Source organism: Bacillus sp. AFS017336, from assembly GCF_002555445.1.
GTDB lineage: Bacteria > Bacillota > Bacilli > Bacillales > Bacillaceae_G > Gottfriedia.
Window position 1 is genome coordinate 1 of sequence record NZ_NUCO01000135.1, and the last position, 26,794, is coordinate 26,794.

Sequence of the window (26,794 nt, forward strand, 5' to 3'; positions counted from 1 at the left end):
TGAAAATTCTTAACTCATAAAGGGCTCATGAGTAAGTAAAACAGCACAAATAAGCAAAAGTGTTACTCATAAGGCGCTCATGAGTAAGTAAAACAGCCAAAAAAAGAAAAAGTGTTACTCATAAAGGGCTCATGAGTAAGTAAAACAGCCAAAAAAAGAAAAAGTGTTACTCATAAAGGGTTCATGAGTAAGTAAAACAGCACAAATAAGAAAATAACTGACTCATAAAGGCGATCACCCCGTAGTAGAAATCAAACTCAGGAGACAACTTGCTAAAAATTTGATTATTAATCGACAAGAATATGTATAACAGCTTGAAAACGAACGGAAGCAGTTTCGTTTTTTTAGATAAGAAAGTATAAATTTTGAGGTGTACCACAGTTCTAAAAGCTGTGGTATTTTTGCGGATATACTCTAAGTAAAAAAGGACCAGGCACGATTTATGCTCGGTTTTTTTGTACATAAAAATTCTTTAATGATAAATATGCAATTCGAATAATAATGATAGAATAGGGAACATAATACATTTTTAAAGGAGAGGTATACATATGAAACAGCAAAGCTTAGATCATCATGTTCGATTTCACCCACTATTTCACTTTTTTGGAGCACCACTAGCACTAATCACAATTATTGGTTCAATCGTCAACTTATGTATTGCGATAAAAAATAGTGATCATATTTGGCTAGCGGTATTTATTCTATTTACTTCACTTTTATTAGTTATTTCATTTTTACTCACAAGAATGTACTCGAATAAAGTACAAGACCGTGTCATTCGTATGGAAGAAAATTTCCGTCATTTTACGTTAACAGGTAAACCGTTAAATCCAAAAACAACAATGTGGCAAATCATAGCATTACGATTTGCAAGCGATGAGGAGTTCGTCGAGTTAAGTGAAAAAGCGGTAAATGAAGGATTATCTTCAAAAGAAATCAAACAGAGTATTAAAAATTGGCGCGCGGATGAGTATCGAGTTTAAATTTATTTAAATGTACTCTTAATAAAGCAAACAAAAGTACCCTATAAAGTAGACTGTTTAAAGCGGTCTATTTAATAGGGTACTTTTTAAGTAACAAGTATAGTTGAACTATTATGTCTTATAAATGTATATAGTTGTCAAACCTTATTGAAATCTTTTAAAGCCTAAAAAATGTTGGTCCCAATATGTATTGTTTACATTAGAAATTGTTACACCTGAACTACTACTTGCATGGATAAACTCTGTGTTATTAATCATAATACCCATATGAGACGGCCCATAAGTATATGTATCTTTGAAAACGATTAAATCTCCAGGTTGAGCATTATTTACAGTTTTTAAGTTTGAGTTATTATACCAATAACCTGCAACATTTGTTCTTGGAAGTGACACGCCAAATTCTTTGAATACATATGAAATAAATCCACTACAATCAAATCCAGATGGAGTTGCTCCACCCCAAACATAAGGTACATCTAAATACTTTTTTGAATAAGTAATTAAACTTTGAACATTAAATGTTTGAGAGTTATCTGGTTGAGTGTTGTTTTGTTGAGAGTTATTTGAATTTGAACTTGAATTTGTTGCTTTTGCAACATAAGATGCACTAATATACCCTGTTAAGCCATTAACTTTAACTTTGTACCAACCACTTACGCTAGAGATCACATCTAGTTTTTGATTTTTATTTACGCTACCTAAAATCTGATAAGAAGTACCAGCCCCAGATCTTATGTTGACACTACCTGTAGTAATGTAGTTCCCAGTGCTAACGACCGGATTACTATCGGTATTACTATTTGATTCAGTTACTTTTGCAACATAAGATGCGCTCATATACCCTGTTAAGCCATTAACTTTAACTTTATACCAGCCATTAGAGCTTGAAATCACATCTAATTTTTGATTTTTATTAACACTACCTATAATCTGATAATTTGTACCTGCCCCAGATCTAATGCGAACGCCATTACCAGTAGAAATATAGTTCCCCGAAGTGACTACTTGATTAGTACTACTATTCGATTCGGTTACTTTTTCAACATAAGTTGCACTCATATATCCTGTTATCCCATTAACTTTTACCTTATACCAGCCATTGGAATATGAGATTACTTCAATACTTTGCCCTTTATTAACACTACCTAAAATTTGATAAGAAGTACCAGCACCCGATCTAATGCGGACACCATTACCACTTGATTTATATGTATTTGTGTTTTCAGAAAAAGTTTGCGCACTAGATTGCAGTGTTTTCTTAGGATCAATTGACGTGGCAGCTTCTGTAGTGTTTGGAACTTGAATGGCTACAAATGTTGAGGCAAGTCCTACTAATGCCATAGAGTTCATTGTTCTCTTCTTTTTTCTCTCTTTTTTTAAATTTAACGTAATTAAGGTGTATCCTGACTTCGACTTCATTACTAAACCTTCCCTCTTCCCAATACCTAAATACAACAAAGAAAAATCCCTTACCTCAAAGACTAGTAAGGGCAAATCTTAGACTATACATGAATTTGGTAATTAATTAATTAAGAATGTGAGAACACATTAAGTCTAAATTCTAACATAACTTTATATGTGAGTTCACTTAATAAGGGGTAAATAATCAAAATATAACAAATTGGACAAATTTGTAATAATTAAATGTTTCTTGATTATTACTAAGATTATGGCTATTTTTATTGGGAATTTATGGTTTATTTAATTAGATTAGACTCTCCATAAACAGGATTGCTGATCATTAGAGGCATGATTAAAATTGTAAAAATTTCTGGAATTAAGAACGAAGATAGAGTTTTAAGAATTGCTAATTGGGAAGGGGGGACGAGGATCTGTTTCCTTTCTATGGAAAAGAAGTAGATTTCGAGCCGTTTTTTAGTAGTTTAGATTAAATTAAAGCAAATTTGCTAACTTTCCATTTGAAAGTATCTATTTTGAAGGATAATTAAGTAAAAATACTATTACCGATAGGGGGATTTTTTATATTTAATTGCGATTCTAGAAATTTAATTGCGATATCCGGGAATTTAATTGCGATTCCGGAAATTTAATTGTGATCCCTGAATTTTAATAGCAATCACGAGAATTAATTGCGACCCCCAAAAACAAATTCTTTAACTTAACTTATTTAAATAAATTCCATCAAATGAAAAAGCAGGAAACCCCCAAGGATTTCCTGCTTTAACTTCATTTAATAAATAACTACTGGCTCATATGTGCTAAGGTTATCAAATACAGTTTTCATTATACTAGGTGGTGTATTAACGCAGCCGCCTGAACCTGCAGTCAGATAGGCATTATTTGACCAATTAGTTCGCCAGCTAGCATCGTGGAAACCTTGGCCACTGTTTGTGAATGGTGCCCAATAATCAACTTGAACTTCATATGCGCCACTTCCTACGTGTGAGCCTTTAAGTATAGATGGCGTTCGCTTATAAAGGACATACCATACTCCTTTTGATGTATCCTCACCAGTGATGTGTTTACCTGTAACGACACTAGTTGTGATAGCTAATTTACCGTTTTTGTAAAGCCAAATACGTTGTTCTGAAATCGACACTTCAGCATACGTATCGCCAATGCCATTGTTTGAGGTCGTAGTATAACCATAACCCTCATCATCCCAGCCATGACCTAAAATGTTAGATGCAGTAATAGATTTTTCTCCAGACTCAAAAGCTGTTTGAATTTGTTTTGATTCTTTCTCCACATCTAATGCCCAGCCGTAGCCTTGTCCTTTAACTGAGATGACAGAACCGGAATGAGTCTTAAATTGAAAGTTTTTATCTAATGTAGACTGAGTTTTATTGATGTCAGCAATCTTGTTTTTTAGATCGGCATAGTCAATTGTAACTTTCATATCTTTTGATACAGACGCATTTTTAATTAATTCGCTAGCTTTTAAAGAATAAACTTTATCCTGCACTTTATAATCAACTGTGCGAGCTAGTAGTGCTTGTAGTTCTTTCTTTTCATTTTTCACAATTTGATTGTTTTCTTTAATAGGTTGTAGGTAAATAGGTTTTAAATGAATTACACTAGAATATTCATGACGCTTGAAGTTTTTTACTAGACTAGCAACATCATATTGTTCACCGTTAATGCTTTTAGAGACAATAATATTGCCTTGTTCCAAATGAACTTTCGCATCTTGTGGCGCTTTTAATCCATTATTTAGAGTGAGAAGCTTTTCTTCAATTTGTTTATTCATTGCATCAATTTGCTTTTCATCTAATTGACTAGGCATTAAAGAATAATTCTTTGCTTTAGATGAAGGAAAAAACGTGCGCTGGCTTTTTAATACTTTTTTAATAGCGGGTAGATCTTTTTCGGTAAAGTTCATCTTTGTATCTTTACCATCCAATACTTTCGTGTCACCTACATAAACTATGTTTTTAAGTTTGCTAGTTTTTAACTTATCAAGTGCCTGCTCAGCATTCAATCCACTTAATTTTATGCCATTAATCTTAATTTGAGCGTTAAAGTGGTTTGCCCGATTATAACCGATTGCAATGATTGCGATTATAACGATTACTCCAATTAAAATGAAATGCCAGGGAATAATTTGATTAAATGACCTTCTCCGCTTACTATTACTTCTTTTAACATTTAAAGTAGTTTCCAAAAAAAATACCTCCTATACCCATTGTTCCATTTATAAATGTTACTGAGTTTAAATGATAGTTTTGTACCCGTAGATTACAATTATATTACATAATTTACTTGGTTATTACTATTTTACATTTTTATCGAGTCGAACTTTGTCATTATTTGTTCGAGGATGGAAATTTTATCTAATTATTTTTTCGCATGATTGAATAGAAACATAGATTTTATTTGAGGATTTAATTTATTTAAATAAATAAAAAGGATATTTTTGGAATATTTTGAATTTAAATATTTGTACTTTAAACAAAAAGGGGAGAGGAAATATGAGGAAAATGAAACGAATTGGTAGCAAATTATTGTTAAGTTCCGTACTTGCAATGCAAGTTTTTACGCTACCAGCATATGCTACGTCTACGGATACGTCAACAATAGTCAAGACTATTCCACAAATTGATCGACTAGTAGATCAATTATCCAAAAACTTAAACACAGTCGGTATGCATGCAGGTATTGTAGTATATAACACGAGAACCGGAGAGCTGTTGGATGAGTATGACGCAGATAAAACATTTGTTCCTGCTTCTAATTTAAAACTGTTTGTTACAGCAGCGGCGCTAGATAAACTAACTCCAAATTACCATTTTAAAACTGAAGTATACACTACAGGCCAAATTAACAAAAAAGGGGTACTGCATGGTAACGTAATTGTTAAAGGATATGGTGATCCATCTTTGTCAGAAGAAGATATGCGAAATATGGCTAAAGAAATGTCAAACAAGGGCATTAAATCTATTAACGGCGATATATTGGTAGATGATAGTTATTTTGACGACAATCGACTTGGAGCAGGATGGATGTGGGACGATGAATCATATGGATATAACGCTCAAATCAGCTCATTAGCTGTGCATGAAAATATGATAAGTCTTTCTATTGCTCCAGCTGGTTCTATAGGAGAAGCCCCTTCATTAGGGATGAATCCTATGACTGATTATGTAACCATACATAACAATGCAAAAATAGTTGAGGGTAGCAATAATAATCTTGTAATTGATAGACCTCGTGGGACGAATTCAGTTGTTATTAGCGGTACGATTGGAAAACAATCATCGGTCTATACTGAAGATGTAGCAATAGATGACCCTGCACTTTTTGCAGGAAATGTTTGGAAGAGAGCTTTGAATGCAGAAGGAATTGACTTATTAAAGAAAAAAGTAAAAGTAGAAAAAACAAAAATTACAACAGGTACTCCGATTATTGTACATAATTCCCAGCCTCTTAGTGAATTGATTGTTCAGTTAAATAAGCAGAGTGATAACTTCTATGCGGAAATGCTATTGAAGGAATTAGGTGTAGTTGCTAAAAATGAAGGAAGCTTTAATGCAGGAGCAGACGTTATTGAGGAATTTCTCAAAAAAGCAGATATCGATACAAACTATAGACAGGTCGATGGATCTGGATTATCACGTATGGATTTAATTTCACCAAAGCAAATGGCACAGCTATTGAAATATGTGTCTCAACAAGAGTATAAGGAAGTATTTGAACAATCGCTACCAATTGCAGGTGTTGATGGAACGCTTAAATCACGAATGATCGGAACGAGTGCTGAAAAAAATGTACATGCCAAAACTGGTTCTATGAGCGGCATCAATAGTTTATCTGGTTATGTAACGGATCAAAATGGCGATAAGCTTGCATTTTCAATATTGTTAAATGGTGTTCGTACGTCATCATCAGCTACGGCATTTCAGGATGCGGTTGCTGTTTTACTTAGTCAGTATCCTAACCAAACAGGTGATGGTGTTCAATCCATCGCTGATACATTTTTACTTTCTACATTGATCGACCCTATCTTGAATCAAGAAAATTTAAAAGGTGTAACGACAGGCATAGTTGTAGGTTCACTTGACCGAAAGAGTGGAGAAGAAGTGCTATATCAACGAGATGGTGATGATTTACTTACACCTGCTTCGAATATGAAACTTTTGACGTCAGCTACTGCACTAAGAGAACTTGGGCCAGACTATACATTCAAAACGGAACTTTATTTAACAGCACCTCCAAATAAACATGGCAAAGTAGACGGGGATATCATAATTAAAGGCTATGGCGATCCAACACTGCAGTCAGATGATCCTTCTGGCCAAAAGAACGGTACAAAAATTACAAGACTAGTTGAGGATTTAAAGAAAAAAGGAATTACTCAAATCAATGGAGATGTGATTATTGATGAAAGTCAATATGACACACAGCGTCTAGGAACTGGATGGGCATGGGATGATGAACCATATGGATATAATGTCCCATTAAGTGCACTATCAATTAATAGGAGTACAGTTCAAGTAAACTATCAACCTAATGAAGTTGGGAAACCTGTAGCTTTTAATTTGGAACCTAAAACTGAGTATGTGCAAATAATAAATGAATCGAAAACAGTACAAGCTGATTCGAAAAATACATTTACGGTTGAAAAGGAGCGAGGTAAAAACATTATTCACTTAAAAGGAGACCTACCTTTAAGTGTACAACCTGGTAGTGAACAGATGGCTGTAGAAGAGCCTTCATTGTATGCTGGTACAATTATGAAAGAAGAAATGGAAAAAGCAGGTATAAAATTTAGAAAGCGAGCAGAGGTGAAAAACGGTGTTGTGACAGATGGAGAAGTGAAAATATCACAAGTATCCTCGCCACCGCTACGTGATATTCTTGGCTTTATGACTAAAGAGAGTGATAATTTTTATGCCGAAATGCTTCTTAAGCGACTTGGGGCGGAGAAAAAAGGGGAAGGAAGCTCTTCTGCAGGTGCGCAAGTTGTAAAAGATAGTTTACTAAAGTATGGTATTGATCCGACATATAGAATGGTAGATGGTTCTGGTTTAAGTAGATATGATATGCTTTCTGCACGTCAAATCGGAAATGTACTTGTCGGTATGAGTAAAGAACCTTTTTTTGATGTATATTATCAATCTCTCCCGATTGCCGGAGTGGATGGCACATTAAAAAACCGAATGATCCAAACACTTGCTGAAAATAATTTGCATGCTAAAACTGGTACTCTTACAGGTGTGAGCGGATTGTCTGGCTATGTGACTACTAAAGATGGTGAACATCTGTATTTTGCGATATTGATGAACGGTTATAGTTCGTCTTCAAGCATTCTTACTAATGCTCAAAATCAAATAGGAGCGGCATTAGCTGGAGTTTCATTTAAATAGATAAAAATTAAACTTTTATTAAGCGCAACAAAGCCGTCTTTATGATTATAAAGACGGCTTTGCCTTTTTAAAGTGGGATTCTTACATCAGGTTAAATGAGGTTTCTAATACAAAAATCATCATTTTATGTAATTTATGTAATTTATTTAATAATTTTTTAATATTGATTTCGCAGATAATAAGTTGAGCTCAGTACCAAGTAGCACAGGGAATTTAACTTAAAAAGAGGCTAAAGTAAATGCCTTTTTTTACCGATAATTCCATAATTTTAGATATATTCCTGTAATAAACATGCCATGAACGTAAATGATTTATCATCTCCCTGTTCTTTTTTTCTGAAAAATCTATGTTACGATTAGGAAAATTAGCAAATGAAGGAACATGGAGGGTAAAAGAAATGCTTAAAAAATTAATGACGATCACAGCAGCTACTGTACTCTCAGTAACTGTAAGTGCTAATGTACAGGCTGCTACTATCACAGTAAAAAAAGGGGATACCCTTTGGGATCTATCACGCACGAATAATACATCAGTAGAAAATACAAAAATGTTAAACGGTTTAACTACAGACCTAATTCATCCTGGTGATGAACTAACAATTGCCCCAGAAAAACATTATCTAGTTGAAGAAGGTAATACATTATGGGATATTGCGAAAAATAATGATACAACAGTTTCACAAATTAAAGAATGGAACAATTTACATACTGATCTCATTCACCCAGGATTAAATCTATTAATCTTTGAAGGCGTAAAAAATACTGTTCAATCTGAAGTGACTAATACTGCAACACAAACAGAAACTACTTCAGATGAGCCGTCAGAAACAGTGTCTCCAAAGACTGCAGCAGCACCAACAAAGGAAGTAGCTGCACCAAAAGAAAGTATATCTACGCCAAAAGAGGAAGTAGCTGCACCAAAAGAAAGTGTATCTAAACCAAAAGAGGAAGTAGCTACACCAAAAGAAAGTGTATCTAAACCAAAAGTAAATGTACCTGCACCAAAAAAAGAGGTATCTAAACCAAAAGCAACGAGCAAAAAAGTAGTTACAGTGGAAGCTACTGCATATACAGCTTCTTGTAAAGGATGTTCCGGCATTACAGCTACAGGAATTAACTTAAAGAAGAATCCAAACATGAAAGTAATTTCTGTTGATCCAAATCTTATCCCGCTTGGAAGTAAAGTGTATGTAGAAGGCTATGGTGAAGCAATCGCTGGTGATACTGGTGGAGCGATCAAAGGACATCGCATTGATGTGTTTGTAGCAAATAAGCAAGATGCGATTAATTTCGGAAGAAAACAAGTTAAAGTAACAATATTAAACTAATAGACTATAACAAACACTGGAACTCCCAAATTAAGGGATTCCAGTGTTTTTGATTTTTTATTAAATTTGAATGAATTATATAAGGGAAAGATATTTTTTGTTAATTTAATCGTAGCTACAATCCTTCACTTAGCTTGTAAATCCTAATAATAATTTTCTATCAATAAATGAAAGTGCACTGTGTTCAATCCACGATGAAATATGAATATATAAATGGATTGGAGTTTAATTGACTATGTTTTTATTATTCGCTTTGGTATATTTGTATAACAAATTCATAAGTGTAGAGTTTCGTTATAGGCGAAAATATAGTTTTTTCATGATACGAAGTTGAAAATAATAGTTTACTAATGTATCATTATTAATAATCAGAATATTCACTTAAGAGAAAAGGGAGGATATTTATATGAATAAACAAATTCCAGAAAAGTGGTGGACTCAACTTAGGTTACCAGCCATTTCTGCACCAATGTTTTTAGTTTCTGGACCTGAGTTAGTAGAGGCAGCTTGTTTAAATGGGGTAATTGGATCATTTCCAGCACCAAATGCACGTCCGATTGAGGTTCTTGATCAATGGATGGGTCAATTAAATGATAATCTTGCTTTGGCGCGCGCAAATGAGCCTGAGCGTAAAATTGCTCCTTGGGCAATGAATATGGTTGTTCATAGCTCATATAGTAGATTACAAGAAGAAATTGAACTTTTGAAAAAGCATAAGCCAGAGCTTGTTATTACTTCATTAGGTTCTCCTAAGGTTGTAGTTGATATTGTACATAGTTATGGTGGTCTTGTGTTTTCTGATGTGAGTGATATTAAATTCGCCAAGAAAGCAGCAGGGGCTGGTGTTGATGGACTAATTCTAGTAGCATCAGGCGCAGGTGGTCATGCTGGAAATTTAAATGGATTTGCGTTTGTTGATAGTGTTCGTACGTTCTGGGATGGAATCATTGTGCTTGCAGGTGCGATATCGACAGGTAAAAGTATTTTAGCTGCTCAAGCTGCAGGTGCTGATTTAGCATATATGGGAACGCGCTTCATTGTCGCGAAAGAAAGCTTAGCAAATGATGAATATCGTCAAATGTTAGTCGATGCAACACAAGATGATCTTATACTGACTGATGCATTTTCTGGCGTAAAAGCGAATATGTTAATTCCTAGCATTGTGAAGGCTGGTCTTGATCCTCAAGAATTGAAAAAGAAAGATAAAGTCGATTTCGATGGAATGAAAAATGAATCAAGTGCGAAAGCTTGGAAAGAAATTTGGTCTGCTGGCCATGGTGTTGGGGCAATTACAAAAATTAGTTCAGTTGCCGATATTATAAATGAGCTAGAAGAAGAGTATAATGAGGCTGTTGAAAAGCTTAATAACAACTTCGGAAAATTAAAGACTACTGTTGTTAAATAAAAAAATTGTAAGCGTTTTATAAGCATATTGTGAATCTATTGTTTATTTATAATTTTAGGATTATAATTATTTTATAGCGATGGAATCATAGTATGGGAGATGTTATGACTCTATCAATTTAGTAAACAAAAAAATGGATTGGTATGTTAGTACGATTTGCTAATAAACTATTCCACCATGAAGACATAAAGCCTATTCATAGGTATGTGTTTTATGGTGGATTTTTTTATGTAAAAAAGGGGAGGAAAACCGTGGAAAATAACATGGTTACAATCACGATTAACGGGAAAGAAATAATTGCCGAGCAAGGTTCAACAATCTTACAAATCATCAATAAAAATGAAATGAGTCATCCGCAAATTTGTTATGTGCCTGAAGTCGATCCAATTCAAACTTGTGATACTTGTATTGTTGAGATGAATGGAGAGCTAAAACGATCATGTTCAACTGTAGCAATGAGCGGGATGAATATTCAATTGTCTTCACCTAAAGCGAAGGAAGCCCAAACTGAAGCGATGGATCGTTTGTTAGAAAATCATTTACTATATTGCACAGTTTGTGATAATAACAACGGTAATTGTAAGCTGCATAATACAGTAGAGGAAATGGGTATTGAGCATCAAAAGTATCCTTATAAACCAAAGGTTGCTTCTTGTGAGGTAGATTTAACGCATCCATTTTATCGATATGATCCAAACCAATGTATTGCTTGTGGTCAGTGCGTGGAAGTATGTCAAAATCTTCAGGTAAATGAGACATTGTCAATTGATTGGGAGGCTGAGCGTCCTCGTGTCATTTGGGATAAAGGAGTTTCGATTAATGATTCTTCATGTGTTAGTTGTGGACAATGTGTAACGATTTGTCCTTGTAATGCATTAATGGAAAAATCTATGCTTGGTGAAGCTGGTTTTATGACGGGCTTAAACGAAGAATTACTAGATCCGATGATTGATTTAGTAAAAAAAGTAGAGCCAGGATATAGTGGTATTTTCGCAGTTTCAGAGGTTGAGGCAGCAATGCGTGAAACTCGTACGGAAAAGACTAAAACAGTTTGTACTTTCTGTGGTGTTGGATGTACTTTTGAGGTTTGGACGAAGGATCGTAAAATTTTAAAAATTCAACCAAGCTCTGATGCACCTGTAAATGCAATTTCGACTTGCGTAAAAGGTAAATTTGGTTGGGATTTCGTTAATTCGGAAGAACGAATTACAAAACCATTAATTCGAAAAAATGGTGTATTTGTTGAAGCGAGCTGGAATGAAGCACTTGATTTAGTTGCAAGTAAACTTGGTTCAATTAAACAAGAATATGGTAAAGGCTCTGTTGGTTTTATTTCATCTTCAAAAATTACAAATGAAGAAAACTATGTAATTCAAAAGCTAGCACGACAAGTGTTCGAAACGAATAATGTTGATAATTGCTCACGTTATTGCCAATCACCAGCGACAGATGGATTATTCCGTACAGTTGGGATGGGTGGAGATGCAGGTACGATTAAGGATATCGCAAAAGCTGGACTAGTTATTATTGTCGGAGCAAACCCAGCGGAAGGTCATCCTGTCCTTGCGACAAGAGTTAAGCGAGCTCATAAATTACACGGCCAAAAACTGATTGTTGCAGATCTCCGTAAAAATGAAATGGCCGAGCGTTCTGATATTTTTATTAGACCGAAACAAGGTACTGACCAAGTGTGGCTGATGGCTGTAACGAAATATATTATTGACCAAGGCTGGCATGACTTAAAGTTCATTTATGAGAATGTTCATTTCTTTGAAGATTTTAAAGTCGTACTTGAGAAATACACTCTTGAATATGCCGAAAAAGTAACTGGAATTTCAAAAGAAACTATCATTCAAATTGCTGAGATGGTTCATGAAGCTGATGGAACTTGTATTTTATGGGGAATGGGTGTTACACAAAATACTGGAGGCTCAGATACATCTGCGGCAATTTCGAACTTATTGCTTGCTACAGGAAACTATAGACGACCGGGTGCTGGCGCTTATCCGCTTCGTGGTCACAATAATGTACAAGGAGCATGTGATATGGGTACTCTTCCTGGTTGGCTTCCTGGTTATCAACATGTTACTGATGACACGGCTCGTAAAAAGTTTGAAAAAGCATGGGGCGTTGAAATCGCTGGTAAACCAGGTCTTGATAATACCCAAATGCTTCAATCAATTGAAAAAGGCGATATGAAAGCTATGTATTTAGTTGGTGAGGATATGGCGCTTGTTGATTGTAATGCAAATCACGTAGATGAAGTTTTATCTCAACTGGACTTCTTCGTTGTTCAAGATCTCTTCTTCTCTAAAACTGCGCAATACGCAGATGTTATTTTACCTGCTGCGCCATCACTTGAAAAAGATGGAACATTTACAAATACTGAACGTCGAGTTCAAAGATTATATCAAGCATTACCTACTCTTGGAGAATCAAAAGCTGACTGGTGGATCGTTCAAGAAATCGCGAACCGTTTAGGTGCAAATTGGAACTATAAGCATCCAGGCGATATCTTTAGTGAAATGGCAAGTTTAGCACCACTTTTCTTACAAGCTAGCTATGAAGTGATAGAAGGCTGGAATAGTTTCCTTTGGGGAAGTTTAGACGGAGCAAGTACAGAACTTCTTTATGAAGATGGATTTAATTTCCCAGATAAAAAAGCTAGATTTGCTTTAGCCGATTGGATGGAGCCTGTAGAGTTTCCGGAAGAATTTGACCTATTAATTAATAATGGCCGTATGCTTGAGCATTTCCATGAAGGAAATATGACGAATAAATCATATGGTATTCAATTAAAGGTACCTGAGATTTTTGTAGAGGTATCACCAGAGCTTGCGAATGAACGAGGAATTAAAGATGGCTCATTAGTTCGTTTAGTATCACCATATGGAGCATTGAAATTGCCTGCACTAGTAACGGATCGAGTGAAAAAAAATGAGTTGTTCTTACCGATGAATTCAACTAACAAGGAATCTGCTATCAATTTCTTAACAGGCCCAGCGGCAGATCACCGTACAAATACGCCAGCGTATAAGCAAACGAGAGTACGTATGGAAGTACTACGTGTAGAAGGTAATAGTCCAATGCCAAAATCGAACCCGCGTAATAAAAAACGAAATCCTCAAGATGGGGTTGAGGTACAACGTAAATGGGAGCGAGAAGGATACGTCCACTTAACGACAAAATAAAGGGGAATAGACATGGCAAAGCCAATCACGACAATTCAAAAGTACGTACCGACGAAAGAAGAGCAAAAAGAGCAGAAGCTAGAGGATTTGAAGAATTTATTAGCAGAAAATGAAGATTCGTTAAATAAAATTATGAGCTTAGTTTCTGATTTAAATGATACTGGTGTGCTTGAAGCTGCGAATTCAATGCTTCAGTCTAAAGAGAAAATTGCTAAAATTGCTTTAGGACAAATGAACCGCGAGCCAGTAACGAATATAATCAATAACTTAATGGGTGCTGCAGGTGCACTTTCAAGTGTTGATCCTGAGGTAACTACAAAGTTAATCAATTCTGTCACAAAAGGAATTGATGAAGGGAATAAACATCTTGAAAAGGATGATAAAATAGGCATACTTGATTTAGTAAAAGTTTTGAAAGACCCTGATGTGAATCGAGCAGTTGGTTTCGGTATTAATTTTCTAAAAGGTATGGGAAAAGGTCTAAAAGAATAGTAGAAAAAACAATTCATTGTATTTAATAGAAAAGAGTTTAATAATAAGAGATGAGCCTTAAAAGTTCATCTCTTATAAATATTTTTGAAAAAACAAAAAGTTAAAGAAGGGAATCTAAAACGATGCTACCAAATGAAGTGAGAAGAAAAATTCTCCGCTTTGAAAATGGTGAAACAAGCTATATTGAAGACAGCGTTGTCACAGAATATCCCGTCACGATTAAAATTAATGGACAAGAATTTGCTACGTTGGTCAGTACGCCTGAATATATTGAAGATATGGTCGTAGGTTTTTTGGCATCTGAAGGAATTATCCGGAAATATGAGGATATTGAAAACATATGGTTCCAAGAAAAAGAAGGCTTTGTTCATATTAAAACAAACAATATTAATCCATATTATAAAGAGATTCAAAGTAAAAGATATATTACATCATGCTGTGGGATGAGTAGACAAGGCTTTGTTTTTGTAAATGATGCATTGACAGCAAAAAAAATGAAAGAAGTGAATGTACAGCTATCATTCCAAGATTGTTTTCGTTTAATGAATGAGATGCAACAATCTGCTCTTTTGTTTCAAAACACAGGTGGAGTCCACAACGCTGCTTTATGTGATTTAAATGGATTTGTTTTGAATAGAATGGATATTGGGAGACATAATGCATTAGATAAAATCTATGGATATTGTCTTAAAAATAAGATTAGTATTTCAGATAAAATTATTGTGTTTAGTGGACGTTTATCTTCTGAAATTTTACTAAAAGTAGCTAAAATTGGTTGTGAGGTAATACTGACTAAATCTGCTCCAACTGAATTGGCACTTCAATTAGCTGAAGAATTAGGAATTACGACAGTTGGATTTATTCGAAATAAATCTTTAAATGTTTATACACATTCAAATCGAATTGTAAGTGATTCAATTAATAGTAAATAATGAATTAAAACGATAAGTGAGGCGATGGTTATGAAAAATGTTGCATTGGATAAACACCAACGACCTTTACAGGATTTACGTATATCTGTTACCGATCGCTGCAATTTTCGTTGCCGTTATTGTATGCCTGAAGAAATTTTTGGTCCGGACTATGCTTTTTTATCACAAGATAAAATACTATCCTTTGATGAAATTGAAAGATTAACACGTATTTTTGTATCTTTAGGCGTTAGAAAAATAAGAATTACTGGTGGCGAACCTTTATTACGGAAAGGTTTACCTAAATTAATTGAGCGATTAAATAAGATCGATGGTGTTGAAGATATTGCTTTAACGACGAATGGTACTTTACTAAAAAAGTTCGCAAAAGACTTATATGAAGCGGGTTTAAAAAGAGTTACTGTCAGCATCGATTCACTAGATGAAGAACGATTCTCTTATATGAGTGGTAATCGAGGGAATGTAAAAGCTGTTCTAGAAGGGATTCAAGCAGCTGCAGATATTGGAATGAAAGTTAAAATCAATATGGTTGTTCAAAAAGGAAAGAATGAACAAGATATTATCCCGATGGCACAATATTTTAAAGAGAAAAAACATATTCTTCGATTTATTGAATATATGGATGTTGGAAATTATAACGGCTGGAAACTTGATGAAGTCATATCAAAAAAAACGATCATAGATATGATCAATGAAATCATGCCTTTAGAATTGACTGAAGCTAATTATGTAGGTGAAGTTGCAAATCGATATCGATATAAAGATAGTGATGATGAAATTGGCATTATTTCATCAGTTACCGATTCATTTTGTTCAACTTGTACAAGAGCACGTATTTCTGCGGAAGGAAAATTATATACTTGCTTATTTGCTACTAAAGGATATGATTTGAGAGAATTGGTAAGGTCTGATCAAGATGATGAGCAAATAAAAGAAACCATTCTTTCGATATGGAGCAATCGAACTGATCGCTATTCGGATGAGCGGTTAAGTAATACAAAAAAACCATCAAATAAAATTGAAATGTCACATATAGGCGGTTAATTTAAAACGATGGGGTTTGGAGTCTATGCAATTTCTGTATAACACTCTTTCCAATAATGTAAAGTGATGATTGGTATCTCTGCTAGTTAAGCAGGGAAATTAAGCGGCATTCAGAACTCCTTATATGATGAGGATTTCTTAATGCTGCTTTTATTTAAAGGTAGGAAACAACTTATTCCTAGACCAAGTTTTTGAGTGGAGGATCTTTATGACAGAACGTTATTCGCGTCAGCAACTTTTTACTCCTATTGGTGAAAAGGGACAAGAATTGATTAGAAAAAAACATGTTTTAATCGTTGGAGCAGGTGCGTTAGGAAGTGCTAGCGCTGAGGCACTTGTTAGAGCGGGAATTGGAAAACTAACATTAATTGATCGAGATTATGTTGAAATGAGTAATTTGCAGAGGCAACAACTTTATTCAGAAGAAGACGCATTTGAAAAACTACCGAAAGTAATCGCGGCTAAACAACGTCTACATAAAATTAATGCAGAAGTGAGCATCAATGCACTAGTAATGGATGCTACTTCAGAAAATATGGACATCCTTCTAAATGATATCGATGTGATAATTGATGCAACAGATAATTTTGATATTCGATTTATCATAAATGACTTATCTCAGAAGTATGAAATTCCATGGGTATATGGTTCTTGTGTTGGCAGTTTAGGTATGTGTTGCACAATTCTGCCTAGTAAAACGCCTTGTTTAAACTGTATATTAAAGGGGGTACCAGTACCTGGTGCGACCTGTGATACGGCCGGAATTATTAGTCCAGCTGTTCAATTAGTATCAGCATTTCAAGTTGCGGAAGCTTTAAAAATAGTAGTGGAGGATTATTCCGCAGTCAATCCAAAATTCCTTACATTTGATTTATGGAATAATCAACATTTTTCATTTAAAGTGACGAAACTGAAATCTGATGAGTGTCCTTCATGTGGATTGAATAAGACTTATCCTTATTTATCCTTTGAAAATCAAACGAAAACAAGTACACTTTGTGGACGAAATACGGTCCAAATCAGACCATCAGTAACTAAAAATTATGATTTTAATGAACTAGAACATCAATTAAGACAACACGGAAAAGTTGAACGGAATCCTTATTTGATCTCTTGTCAGTTAGAAGATTATCGTTTTGTCATTTTTCTAGATGGAAGGGTTTTCGTTCATGGAACAAATAATATACAAGAAGCTAAGAAACTATATTATCGTTTATTAGGTTAATAAAAGAGGGGTTGAGATGAATGGTTGAAAAAAGAATACCACTACCGGTAGCAGAAGCAGTTCGTAAAGTGATGGAGTTTGCTGTACATGGATCACAGGAAATGGTTTCAATTGATTTAGCATATGGTCGAGTATTGGCTGACGATGTAAAAGCTGATCAAGATATACCTGCTTTCGACCGTTCTCCATATGATGGTTTTGCGATTAGAGCAGAAGATACACTTCTTACAAATAATGAAAATCCTACAGTTTTTGAAGTAGTAGGAGAAATTGGAGCTGGCTCAGTTTTTCCAAATAAAGTAGAACCATTCCAAGCTGTGCGTATTATGACTGGGGCTCAAATACCTCAAGGTTGTTCAGCGATTGTCATGCTTGAATTAGTGAAAGAGATGAAAACTGAAGATAAATCATTTATTGAAATTAAACGTTCATTTCCAAAGGGCGATAATATTTCTTTTCAAGGTGAGGAAACGTCAAAAGGAGATATTCTTGTCAAAAAAGGAACAGAAATCAATCCGGGAACAATCGCATTATTAGCAACATTTGGGTATAGCCAAGTTCCCGTAGCGAAAAAGCCAGTAATCGGAGTAATTGCAACAGGAAGTGAGCTGCTTGATGTAAATGAACCACTTGAACCTGGTAAAATTCGCAATAGTAACTCCTATATGGTTCTCGCTCAAATTCAAAAAGCAGGCGGAATTCCTAAATATTTAGGAAAGTTTAGCGATGACTTGGACACTTGCTTTTCTGAAGTGAAAAATGCGTTAGAACAAGTAGACATCTTGATTACTACTGGTGGGGTATCTGTCGGTGATTATGACTATTTACCAGATATTTATGCTAGATTAGGAGCTACAGTATTATTTAATAAAATTGCGATGCGTCCAGGGAGTGTAACAACTGTCGCACATTATGAAAATAAATTATTATTCGGTTTATCAGGAAATCCATCTGCTTGTTTTGTTGGGTTTGAACTATTTGTTAGACCGATTATCCAAACGTATCTATTTAACGAAACACCTCATTTAAAGAGGGTAAGTGCTGTATTAGGAGAAAATTATCCGAAACCGAATCCTTTTACTAGATTTGTAAGAGGTAAAATTGTATACGATGAAGGTGGGTTAACCGCAATTCCAGCAGGATTTGATAAATCAAGCGCAGTATCTTCATTAGCTAATACAGACGCATTTATCGTATTACCTGGTGGAACTAGAGAATATGAAAAAGGGATGGCAGTGGATTTATTATTATTAGAAGATCCTCAAGGAAGTAAATGGCCTTGGCATGATTTCATTCCTTCATATAAATAAGTAGTCTTTAATATTTTAAGAAAAGTGAAGTGGTTTACTTGGAACAATCATTATTTACTATTGTTGATACACCAATTGTCGTTGAAGAAGTTTCAGATAAAGTTAAAAGCAGAAATGCCGGAGCGATTACTCTTTTTATTGGTACTGTTAGGGAATTAACAAAAGGTAAAAAGACTCTGTCTTTAGAATATCAAGCGTATGAATCAATGGCAGTAAAAAAGCTTGCACAAATTGGTGATGAAATAAAACAAAAATGGCCAGATGCACTCGTTGCGATTACTCATAGAGTTGGTAAATTAACGATTAGTGATATTGCCGTTGTTATTGCAGTTTCCTCGCCGCACCGTAAAGTTGCTTACGAGGCAAACGAATACGCAATCGAACGAATTAAACAAATTGTTCCGATTTGGAAAAAAGAGTTTTGGGAAGATGGTACAATGTGGATTGGTGACCAACTAGAAAACACAGCATACCAAGATGGAAAACCAAGTACGGAGGAATCAAAATGATTAAAGTATTATTATTTGCTCATTTACGCGAGAAAGCTGGAACTGACGAATTAACAATTTCAGTCGAAAATGGGATAAAAGTTAAAGAGTTAAAAGAATTGATCATGAATAACTACGATTTACCACAGCTTAATCAAATTATGACGGCAATAAATGAAGACTTTGTAACAGATGAAGAAATTGTAAGCGACGGCGATACTGTAGCGTTTATCCCACCAGTTAGTGGAGGGTGAAAAGGAATGCTAGAAAGTTGGTGGAGTTTTGCATAAACATAATGAAAAAGCAATTGTTAACATCGCAGTTTTAACAATTAGTGATACTAGAACTGTTGAAAATGATGAGAGCGGTAAGCTTATAAAATCTTTATTAAAAGAGCAAAATCATATCGTGCATCATTATCAAATCATAAAAGATGAAATAGCATTGATTGATTCGACAGTTAGATCATTGAGTGAAGATGATGAAGTTCAAGTAATGATTCTAACAGGTGGAACTGGTTTTACAAGAAGAGATGTTACATACGAAGCAATTTCAAAATTACTTGATAAAGAAATGCAAGGTTTTGGAGAGTTGTTCCGTTCATTAAGCTATACAGAAATTGGACCAAAAACGATGTTTAGTAGAGCAATTGCTGGTAGTTTTAATGATAAGGCGATCTACGTCATTCCTGGCTCAAAGAACGCAGTGAACCTAGCGATGACAAAATTAATTTTACCGACTTGCCAACATTTTGTGGAAGAATTAAATAGACAATGAAAATAGCTGGCGTAGTTTTAGCAGGTGGAAAATCCTCTCGATACGGTAAACCAAAAATGTTTGAAATGTATAAAAACAAATTTTTATATGAATATAGTGTACAAGCATTAGAGGGAAATTCGATTTCACCAATCGTCATTTCGACAAACGAAAAACTAGTTCCGTATTTTAGTAAAAATGATTTAGAGTTTGTTATTGAAGGAGAAACTGAAGAATACCAAGGTCCACTGTATGCAATGTACAATGCATTTTCCAAAATACAAAACATTGATTGGTATTTTGTCTTAGCTTGCGACACGCCTTTTATTACAGCTGGCTTTGTAAGGAAAATGATCGCATTGCTTAAAGACAGTAACGTTGATGTAATTTTACCGATCCAATCAGATAAACTTCAACCGCTATTTGCACTCTATCATCGTGATTGCATCGGGAAGATGAACGAAATTTTAGATAAAAACAATCGAAAGCTTCAGCTACTATTTGATGAGGTTAATGTATTAACAGTACCATTTTCAAAAGATGAACGAATCTTTAAGAATATAAATAGGCCTGAGGATTGGCAAAACGGGCAGGAGTAATAGGCTAGTAATTTCTATTCCCTAGTACCTGTTTCGTAAAAGGAGGAAGCATCATGAGTGAGTTTTCCCATTGGAATGAAGAAGGTAGACCTAAAATGGTCGATATATCAGAAAAAGACATAACAACAAGAGTAGCGGTCGCGCAAAGTACAATTTCGATTTCAAAGGAATTATATGATGCCATTCAAAATGGATTAATTAAAAAAGGTGATCCTTTAAATGTTGCTCAAATTGCTGGAATCATGGGGGCTAAAAAAACGTCTGACATTATACCGATGTGTCATCCTATTGCACTTTCAGGGACTGACTTTACATTTGAATATGTAGAAGTACCAAATGGCTATGATTTAATCATTCGTGCAACAGTTAAATGCAGTGGAAAAACTGGAGTTGAAATGGAGGCACTTACAGCTGTAAGCGTAGCTGGCCTTACGTTTTACGATATGTGTAAAGCCGTTGATAAAAGTATGGTCATAAAAGACACATTTTTAGTACAAAAAACTGGCGGTAAAAGCGGCGACTTTTTCCATAAATAATCATAAGCTTAATTGATTAATAGTAGCTACTATTTAATCAATTAAGTTTTCCAATTTTTTATCAAAAACAAATACTGAAATCGCAAGATCCTCTTCTACTTTCATATCAGAAAAAAGATTTATAAATTTAGCACCAACGATCTCTTCCAATTTAACAGGATGATTCTTTGCATAGACATCTTGAATCATCTTTGTTCTAGCGTTGTGAACGATATCACGGCCTTCGGAAGATTGAGCGATAAATAGTTCAGTAGGAGTAAGGTTTCCATACAAAGTTGAAACAGCCATATTTTCAACAAAAACTGTATGGATTCTTTCAGGACCTTTACCAAATAACTCTTTACGTAGTTTTCGTATATAGTCATTAAATTCATGGATGACTTTAGACATTACAAATACCCCTTAACTTAGTTGTGTTTTTCTTATCATAAAACAATGATTGGAAAATTTAAAGAAAAATTGAACATTTAGTGAACGTCTAAATGAAGGCATTACTAAATTTTAGTTAATATAAAGGGGAAATTTAAATAAATATCAACACCATGAGTACACAAATCTAAAATGATTTTTGTATTGATGGTGTTTTTTCAGTTAGCTTTTTATAATAGGAGTATAAATAAAAAGGAATTGAGAGCGATGAAAAAGAACTATTCCGTTTTGCAAATTGTAGGCTATCAAAACAGTGGGAAAACAACACTGACAGAAAAACTAATTAAAAAGGCCAAAAACAAAGGATTATTAGCGGCTACGATCAAACATCATGGGCATGGTGGTGCACCAGATTTAGAATTAACTAGTAAAGATAGTGTTCGTCACTTAAACTCCGGAGCAATTGTTTCTAGTGTTGAAGGCGATGGTGTTTTACAATTAAGAACAAATTTAATTAATTGGGATTTAAAAAAGACACTTGAATTATATCGTTTTTTCTCGATGGATATTATTTTTATTGAAGGTTATAAAAGGGAAAATTATTCAAAAGTAGTATTAATAAGAGATGAGGGTGACCTACATTTACTCGATTCATTAACAAATATTAGCTGTGTTATTAGCCACGTTGTAATTGAAGAGAGTAGATTGAAAGAGTATCAATATTTCCATCTTAGTGATGAAGAAAATTACATAGAGTTCTTAATGAAAGGAATTTTAATAGGTAATTTCATAGATGGTTAAAAAATGCTTTGTTGTGAAATGAGGAGATTTATTGTTAGAAGAATTTTTAATTCCCCTTAAGATTTCCCTTAAGGTTACGATTGTATCAGGGATTCTCGTTATTATTTTAGGGACGATAGCTGGAAGAATTCTTTCTATGAAATCCTTTAAAGGTAAGACATTACTAGAAACTGTTCTAATGTTACCTTTAGTTCTTCCACCTACAGTTGTAGGATTTTTACTATTAGTCATTTTCGGAAGACAAAGCTTCCTTGGAAAAATGATCGAATGGTTCTTTAAACAACCAATTGTATTTACATGGTGGGCTGCTGTAATTGCTTCAATTATTGTAGCGTTTCCGCTAATGTATCAGTCTGCGAAAACCGGGTTTCAAAGTGTCGATAATGAAATTGAAGAGGCGGCTCGAGTATGCGGTGCAAGTGAATGGAAGGTATTTTTCTTTATTTCAATTCCGCTTTCATTCAAAGCCATTATTTCAGGAAGTATTTTAAGCGTTGCGAGAGTACTAGGCGAGTTTGGTGCTACACTCATGTTTGCAGGAAACATACCAGGAAAAACACAAACTGTCCCAACAGCAATTTATTTAGCAATAGATTCCGGAAATATGAAAATGGCTTGGCTATGGGTACTATCAATGGTTTTTATTTCGTTTATCATGCTATTAGTTGTACAGTTGAAACAGAAATGATTTATACTCAATACAACTTATAAAGATTATTTCTCCTAAGTAGTATATAATGCTTTGTGTAGGATATTTTTCCTTATTATTCCAAGTTCAGATTAAACAAAGACGAATACATAAAAAGACAGAGCTTTACCATTAGAAACCTTAAAAGGAGATGATGGAACGTATGACAAATAAAATTGAATTAGTTAATCTTGCAGTAGCGTTACCAAGTAAAATGCAATACGGCGAAAATAAAGAAATGATTACGGGAATCTGTAAAGAAGGCATCGAAGAAGTTTACTTAACGAAAGATGGCTTTAAAGGTGACGGAGTAGCAGATTTAAAACATCACGGTGGACCAGACCGAGCTGTCTGTGTATATTCATTTGAACACTATTCGCTATGGGAAAAAGAGTTTAATGTAAAACTACCACTTTCAGCATTCGGTGAAAATATCACGGTCACTAATATGCTAGAAAAGGATGTATGCATTGGAGATGTCTACCAAATTGGTGATGCAATCATTCAAATTACACAAAGTAGAATCCCTTGTGACACAATAACAAGAAGAACAAACGTCGCACTTAAGAGAATCGTAGAAACCGGTTTTACAGGCTATTTATGCCGAGTATTAAAAGAAGGTACGATTAGAAAAGATTCAAAAATAGAATTAATTGAAAGACAAGAAAATAGAATTTCAGTTTTATATTGTAATGAGATCTATTTCCATAATCCTAAAAATGTTGAAGGAATTAAAGCTATATTAGCGGTTCCTGAGCTAGCCGAGGATTGGAGAAACCGATTAAATAAACGATTAGAGAATTTAGTTTAATAGTTATTAAATAGAGGATGTCCATTGGGCATTCTTTTTTTTATATAATAAAGGCAGCATATAAAAGAAGAGTAGGGGTGAATTTCGGAGTACAAATATGGATAGAGGAACTGCAAATAAGTGTGAACTGCAAATAAAATGGGTGAAACTGTAAATAAAGTCAGTGAAGCTGCAAATAAAATTAACGAGACTGCAAATAAAGCCAGTGGAACTGCAAATAAAATTAACGAGACTGCAAATAAAGTCAGTGGAACTGCAAATAAAAATAAAGAAACTGCAAATAAAATCAGTGAAACTGCAATTAAAATTAACGAAACTGCAATTAAAGTCCTTAGAATCCCGAATACTATAGAATATTACCCATACGGGTTAGGGTATTTTGAATGTATAATCGTCTAAAAATAGATGCTTACAAATAAAAGATTAGTAAGTTAGCTCAAATTCTTCCTAAACTGATTAAAAAATGAAAGAAATCTACTAGATTTTAAAAAATAGTGATGATGAAATCAACTATAAATGAAAAATCTCCCAAAGATACCCCACATCGGTATTATAAATAAAAGGCGTCCCATGTGTCAGTTACCCTGACTATAAGGACAGCCTCTATTTTTGTTCTCTTTAGATTAAAAATGTTGAATTTAATAGATTATAAGAATCCCATCCAACTCATGCATTACTTGAATAAGAAAACAAGCTTGTTAAAATATCTGCTCTTTAACTAGGATTTGTTCTAACTCATCTTTTTGGCGCAAGTGATGACGAAAATGCATAAAAACTAGTTCATACCATTCCTTTGCATTTAGCCAGCCGAATCCTCCATGTTTGACTTTGTAATTTGGATTTATATTACTCACTTTTGATTCCCATTGGCTTAACCTTAAAATTACTTGATCCATTCTATTGATCAGTACCTCATTACTATCTGAATTATTAGGTGGAGTATTTAGTTCATCCGGCAATTTAATTTTAATTGGTGGGAACCCACCGATCTTATATAAACGTTCACCAAACTCTGTTTTCCCAAGATGTTGTTCTTCGTTTAAGGTGACACAAGTTTCCATATCATCTAGATATTCATGGGCAACAACGATTAAATGATCATACATTTGTCCAATTGACCAAACCGATTCTTCAGATTTAAATCTTAGCTGTTCCAAAGAGTATTTTTGAAGCTCATTTTTATATGTGATAATTAGTGTAAGTTTACTCAATTTGATTCCTCCTTTAAAAACTAATCCAAAGCAGTTATATTTCTTACTTGTAACTAAACATTCAATATTTGAATACAAATACCTTTTTTCATGGAGATTATAAAATCAACTCTAAATAGAAACAAGAATACCCTAATTAGACTAACAAAACAAATAAATGGCCGCCTATTTGTCAGTTACGCTGACTTTTAGGACGGCCTCGTTTTGTTCAACTTTAAAACAGCTATTACTAATCTTTAATTTTTAGTCCCATTAATGCTGCGAATTGAACTGCTTGATTTGAAGAAACTGTGCAGCCATGTAAATTATTTATTGAAACTGTTAATTCATTAAATGTAGAAGAACTAATATCAATTCCTTTAAGAGAAGTTTGATCAAAGTTTACTCCATCAATATTACATTTATTAAAATCAATTTTTTTGAATTTACAATCATAAAAATCAGTACTTTTTAAAATAGAATCATGAAAAATTACCTTTTCTAGTTTTGAATTTCCGAATATAGATAAATTTAAAACAGAGTTGTCAAACTGGACATTCCCAAGGCTAGATTCAGTAAAATTAGCCCCTACTAATTTACAATTTTTAAAGGTTACTTTATGAATGGAAGCATTGGTCATATTGCAATTTGATAGATCACAGTTTTCAAAATATACATCAGACATACTTATATTTCTAAAATCTGTATTGGTGAATTTACTATTCTTGATGACCATTTTATATAAATAAACTCTATCTACAGCTTCATTTTCAAAAATAGAGCCAGTGATTTCACACATCCCCAATTCCGGGTCTTCTTCATAAAAAATGTCATGAAAATTTCTAGATTGTAATTCTCTAGGAATATTTGGTGTATCGATTTTCATTATATTAACCTCACTTTAAACAATTAGGATGAAACTAAATCGAGCAGAATATTTACACATAACTATAAACAATTTTAAGCTTTAAAAAAAGACTTTTAATTTTCAAAGATTTGTGTCAAAAAACTATTATTTCTTTGACTGTAACTATTCATTTTAATATGAAAAGTCACTTTCTTTATTATTCAAATATCACATGAGTATGTATTTTCGATTTGCTATTAGCTTAGGTAAGAAACAAATCTGTACGATTAACTGGACTTTGGTTAAGTAGATTGTGATTTTCTTATATAGCTAAATGGCAGTTTAGTTGTATAAGAAAACTTAAAAATTTATACCAAAAGTCAAATATCCACCAAATCAAAACTCAATATATTAGTTATAATAAATTATTAATTCATTTATATGTACAATGTTCTGCTTTGGGAGGAAATGGTTTTATGAATAGAAAGAAAATACTTTACTATGTTCTTTTTACAATACTGTTTGTTTTAATATTTGGTTCGGGACTAATTAGAGAACCAATAAAGCTTGCTGAAAAATTAGTAGATATACATATTAGACCTAGTTATTTACCGATTAATTATTCTAAAAGTTTTGCTACTACAAAGGGTTGTGGTAGAAACTGCGACATAATTCAATTAGTTTATAAGAACTCTAAAGAAGAGATTACTATAACTGCATCTGAAAATGTTAGTTCATATAAAGATAGTAAGTGGAACAAGAAAAATTTGATACCAGGAACTAAGTTCTATTATCGAGAAAATTCCAAGGAACAATTATTAAATTGGAGAAATAATAAAAAGGAATTAGAAATGGAAATAAAGTACAAAGGGAGTACAAGATTATCCCAAAATAAACTAATGAAAATAGCGAATTCAACAAAGTAATGTTGTACATTTCTTATGTAACTAAAGCATGCTTTAGTTCAACAAGA

General features: G+C 33.8%; 25 protein-coding genes. 20 read left to right on the forward strand and 5 right to left on the reverse strand.

Translation table 11 applies throughout. The annotated features are described in order from the left end of the window. The first annotated feature begins 548 nt into the window (after window positions 1–548). Window positions 549–983: a DUF6526 family protein gene (locus tag CN601_RS22950; RefSeq protein ID WP_098172430.1), complete on the forward strand. Its 435-nt coding sequence runs from the start codon at window positions 549–551 to the stop codon at window positions 981–983. Window positions 984–1,127: 144 nt separating this feature from the next. Here CN601_RS22950 and CN601_RS22955 read toward each other — a convergent pair whose 3' ends face one another. Together CN601_RS22955 and CN601_RS22960 are read right to left on the reverse strand one after the other, a co-directional pair. Then, entirely contained in the window at window positions 1,128–2,402 is a 1,275-nt protein-coding gene (locus CN601_RS22955; RefSeq protein ID WP_142317425.1) for a C40 family peptidase, read from the reverse strand. Between the two features lie 772 nt (window positions 2,403–3,174). Beyond that, window positions 3,175–4,608, reverse strand: a complete 1,434-nt coding sequence (locus tag CN601_RS22960) for a L,D-transpeptidase family protein (protein WP_098172432.1) — start codon at window positions 4,606–4,608, stop codon at window positions 3,175–3,177. A 307-nt stretch (window positions 4,609–4,915) separates the two neighbouring features. Here CN601_RS22960 and dacB point away from each other — a divergent pair, with 307 nt between their 5' ends. The 14 genes from dacB (at window position 4,916) to moaC (ending at window position 21,115) form a co-directional block, all read left to right on the forward strand. After that, on the forward strand, window positions 4,916–7,810 hold the full coding sequence (dacB, locus tag CN601_RS22965) for a D-alanyl-D-alanine carboxypeptidase/D-alanyl-D-alanine endopeptidase (protein ID WP_098172433.1): 2,895 nt from the start codon (window positions 4,916–4,918) through the stop codon (window positions 7,808–7,810). A 397-nt stretch (window positions 7,811–8,207) separates the two neighbouring features. Further along, window positions 8,208–9,137, forward strand: coding sequence for a LysM peptidoglycan-binding domain-containing protein (locus CN601_RS22970; protein WP_098172434.1), 930 nt, complete (start codon window positions 8,208–8,210; stop codon window positions 9,135–9,137). Window positions 9,138–9,543: 406 nt separating this feature from the next. Next, window positions 9,544–10,542, forward strand: a complete 999-nt coding sequence (locus CN601_RS22975) for an NAD(P)H-dependent flavin oxidoreductase (protein WP_098172435.1) — start codon at window positions 9,544–9,546, stop codon at window positions 10,540–10,542. Between the two features lie 263 nt (window positions 10,543–10,805). Next, entirely contained in the window at window positions 10,806–13,733 is a 2,928-nt protein-coding gene (gene fdhF / locus CN601_RS22980; RefSeq protein WP_142317426.1) for a formate dehydrogenase subunit alpha, read from the forward strand. Window positions 13,734–13,745: 12 nt separating this feature from the next. After that, on the forward strand, window positions 13,746–14,225 hold the full coding sequence (locus CN601_RS22985) for a helical membrane plugin domain-containing protein (protein WP_098172437.1): 480 nt from the start codon (window positions 13,746–13,748) through the stop codon (window positions 14,223–14,225). 122 nt (window positions 14,226–14,347) lie between these two features. Continuing rightward, window positions 14,348–15,157 carry a formate dehydrogenase accessory sulfurtransferase FdhD gene (fdhD, locus tag CN601_RS22990; RefSeq protein ID WP_098172438.1) on the forward strand — a complete coding sequence of 270 codons (810 nt, stop codon included), beginning with the start codon at window positions 14,348–14,350 and terminating at the stop codon, window positions 15,155–15,157. Window positions 15,158–15,187: 30 nt separating this feature from the next. Next, window positions 15,188–16,201, forward strand: a complete 1,014-nt coding sequence (moaA, locus tag CN601_RS22995; RefSeq protein WP_098172439.1) for a GTP 3',8-cyclase MoaA — start codon at window positions 15,188–15,190, stop codon at window positions 16,199–16,201. Between the two features lie 208 nt (window positions 16,202–16,409). Beyond that, the gene (locus CN601_RS23000; RefSeq protein WP_098172440.1) at window positions 16,410–17,426 is read left to right on the forward strand and encodes a molybdopterin-synthase adenylyltransferase MoeB; all 1,017 of its coding nucleotides are present in this window, start codon (window positions 16,410–16,412) and stop codon (window positions 17,424–17,426) included. Between the two features lie 20 nt (window positions 17,427–17,446). Next, on the forward strand, window positions 17,447–18,736 hold the full coding sequence (locus CN601_RS23005) for a molybdopterin molybdotransferase MoeA (RefSeq protein WP_098172441.1): 1,290 nt from the start codon (window positions 17,447–17,449) through the stop codon (window positions 18,734–18,736). Window positions 18,737–18,774: 38 nt separating this feature from the next. Continuing rightward, window positions 18,775–19,245, forward strand: a complete 471-nt coding sequence (locus tag CN601_RS23010) for a molybdenum cofactor biosynthesis protein MoaE (protein ID WP_098172442.1) — start codon at window positions 18,775–18,777, stop codon at window positions 19,243–19,245. Further along, window positions 19,242–19,478, forward strand: coding sequence for a molybdopterin converting factor subunit 1 (moaD, locus tag CN601_RS23015; RefSeq protein ID WP_098172443.1), 237 nt, complete (start codon window positions 19,242–19,244; stop codon window positions 19,476–19,478). Before CN601_RS23010 ends, moaD begins: the two co-directional genes overlap by 4 nt. A 28-nt stretch (window positions 19,479–19,506) precedes the next feature. After that, the gene (locus tag CN601_RS23020; protein WP_098172444.1) at window positions 19,507–20,001 is read left to right on the forward strand and encodes a MogA/MoaB family molybdenum cofactor biosynthesis protein; all 495 of its coding nucleotides are present in this window, start codon (window positions 19,507–19,509) and stop codon (window positions 19,999–20,001) included. Next, a complete protein-coding gene (locus CN601_RS23025; protein ID WP_098172445.1) occupies window positions 19,998–20,579 on the forward strand; it encodes a molybdenum cofactor guanylyltransferase in 582 nt (193 codons plus the stop codon). The genes CN601_RS23020 and CN601_RS23025 overlap by 4 nt, the downstream gene beginning before the upstream one ends. A gap of 53 nt (window positions 20,580–20,632) precedes the next feature. Continuing rightward, a complete protein-coding gene (gene moaC / locus CN601_RS23030) occupies window positions 20,633–21,115 on the forward strand; it encodes a cyclic pyranopterin monophosphate synthase MoaC (RefSeq protein ID WP_098118190.1) in 483 nt (160 codons plus the stop codon). 33 nt (window positions 21,116–21,148) lie between these two features. Here the strand turns inward: moaC and CN601_RS23035 are convergent, their stop codons facing one another. Then, a complete protein-coding gene (locus CN601_RS23035) occupies window positions 21,149–21,505 on the reverse strand; it encodes a Na-translocating system protein MpsC family protein (RefSeq protein ID WP_098118189.1) in 357 nt (118 codons plus the stop codon). Window positions 21,506–21,751: 246 nt separating this feature from the next. Here CN601_RS23035 and mobB point away from each other — a divergent pair, with 246 nt between their 5' ends. From mobB to CN601_RS23055, 4 genes are all read left to right on the forward strand, one after another. Next, window positions 21,752–22,285, forward strand: coding sequence for a molybdopterin-guanine dinucleotide biosynthesis protein B (gene mobB / locus CN601_RS23040; protein WP_098172446.1), 534 nt, complete (start codon window positions 21,752–21,754; stop codon window positions 22,283–22,285). A 31-nt stretch (window positions 22,286–22,316) separates the two neighbouring features. Then, complete coding sequence (modB, locus tag CN601_RS23045) at window positions 22,317–22,973, forward strand: molybdate ABC transporter permease subunit (RefSeq protein ID WP_098172447.1); 657 nt, start codon at window positions 22,317–22,319, stop codon at window positions 22,971–22,973. 163 nt (window positions 22,974–23,136) lie between these two features. Continuing rightward, window positions 23,137–23,784 (forward strand): MOSC domain-containing protein, encoded by a 648-nt coding sequence (locus tag CN601_RS23050; protein WP_098172448.1) that lies wholly within the window; start codon window positions 23,137–23,139, stop codon window positions 23,782–23,784. A gap of 138 nt (window positions 23,785–23,922) precedes the next feature. Beyond that, window positions 23,923–24,183 carry a hypothetical protein gene (locus tag CN601_RS23055; protein WP_098172449.1) on the forward strand — a complete coding sequence of 87 codons (261 nt, stop codon included), beginning with the start codon at window positions 23,923–23,925 and terminating at the stop codon, window positions 24,181–24,183. A gap of 299 nt (window positions 24,184–24,482) precedes the next feature. Here the strand turns inward: CN601_RS23055 and CN601_RS23060 are convergent, their stop codons facing one another. Together CN601_RS23060 and CN601_RS23065 are read right to left on the reverse strand one after the other, a co-directional pair. Next, complete coding sequence (locus CN601_RS23060) at window positions 24,483–24,995, reverse strand: DinB family protein (protein WP_098172450.1); 513 nt, start codon at window positions 24,993–24,995, stop codon at window positions 24,483–24,485. Window positions 24,996–25,224: 229 nt separating this feature from the next. Further along, a complete protein-coding gene (locus CN601_RS23065) occupies window positions 25,225–25,860 on the reverse strand; it encodes a pentapeptide repeat-containing protein (protein WP_098172451.1) in 636 nt (211 codons plus the stop codon). A gap of 437 nt (window positions 25,861–26,297) precedes the next feature. Here CN601_RS23065 and CN601_RS23070 point away from each other — a divergent pair, with 437 nt between their 5' ends. Next, complete coding sequence (locus tag CN601_RS23070) at window positions 26,298–26,747, forward strand: hypothetical protein (RefSeq protein WP_098172452.1); 450 nt, start codon at window positions 26,298–26,300, stop codon at window positions 26,745–26,747. Window positions 26,748–26,794 lie beyond the last annotated feature (47 nt).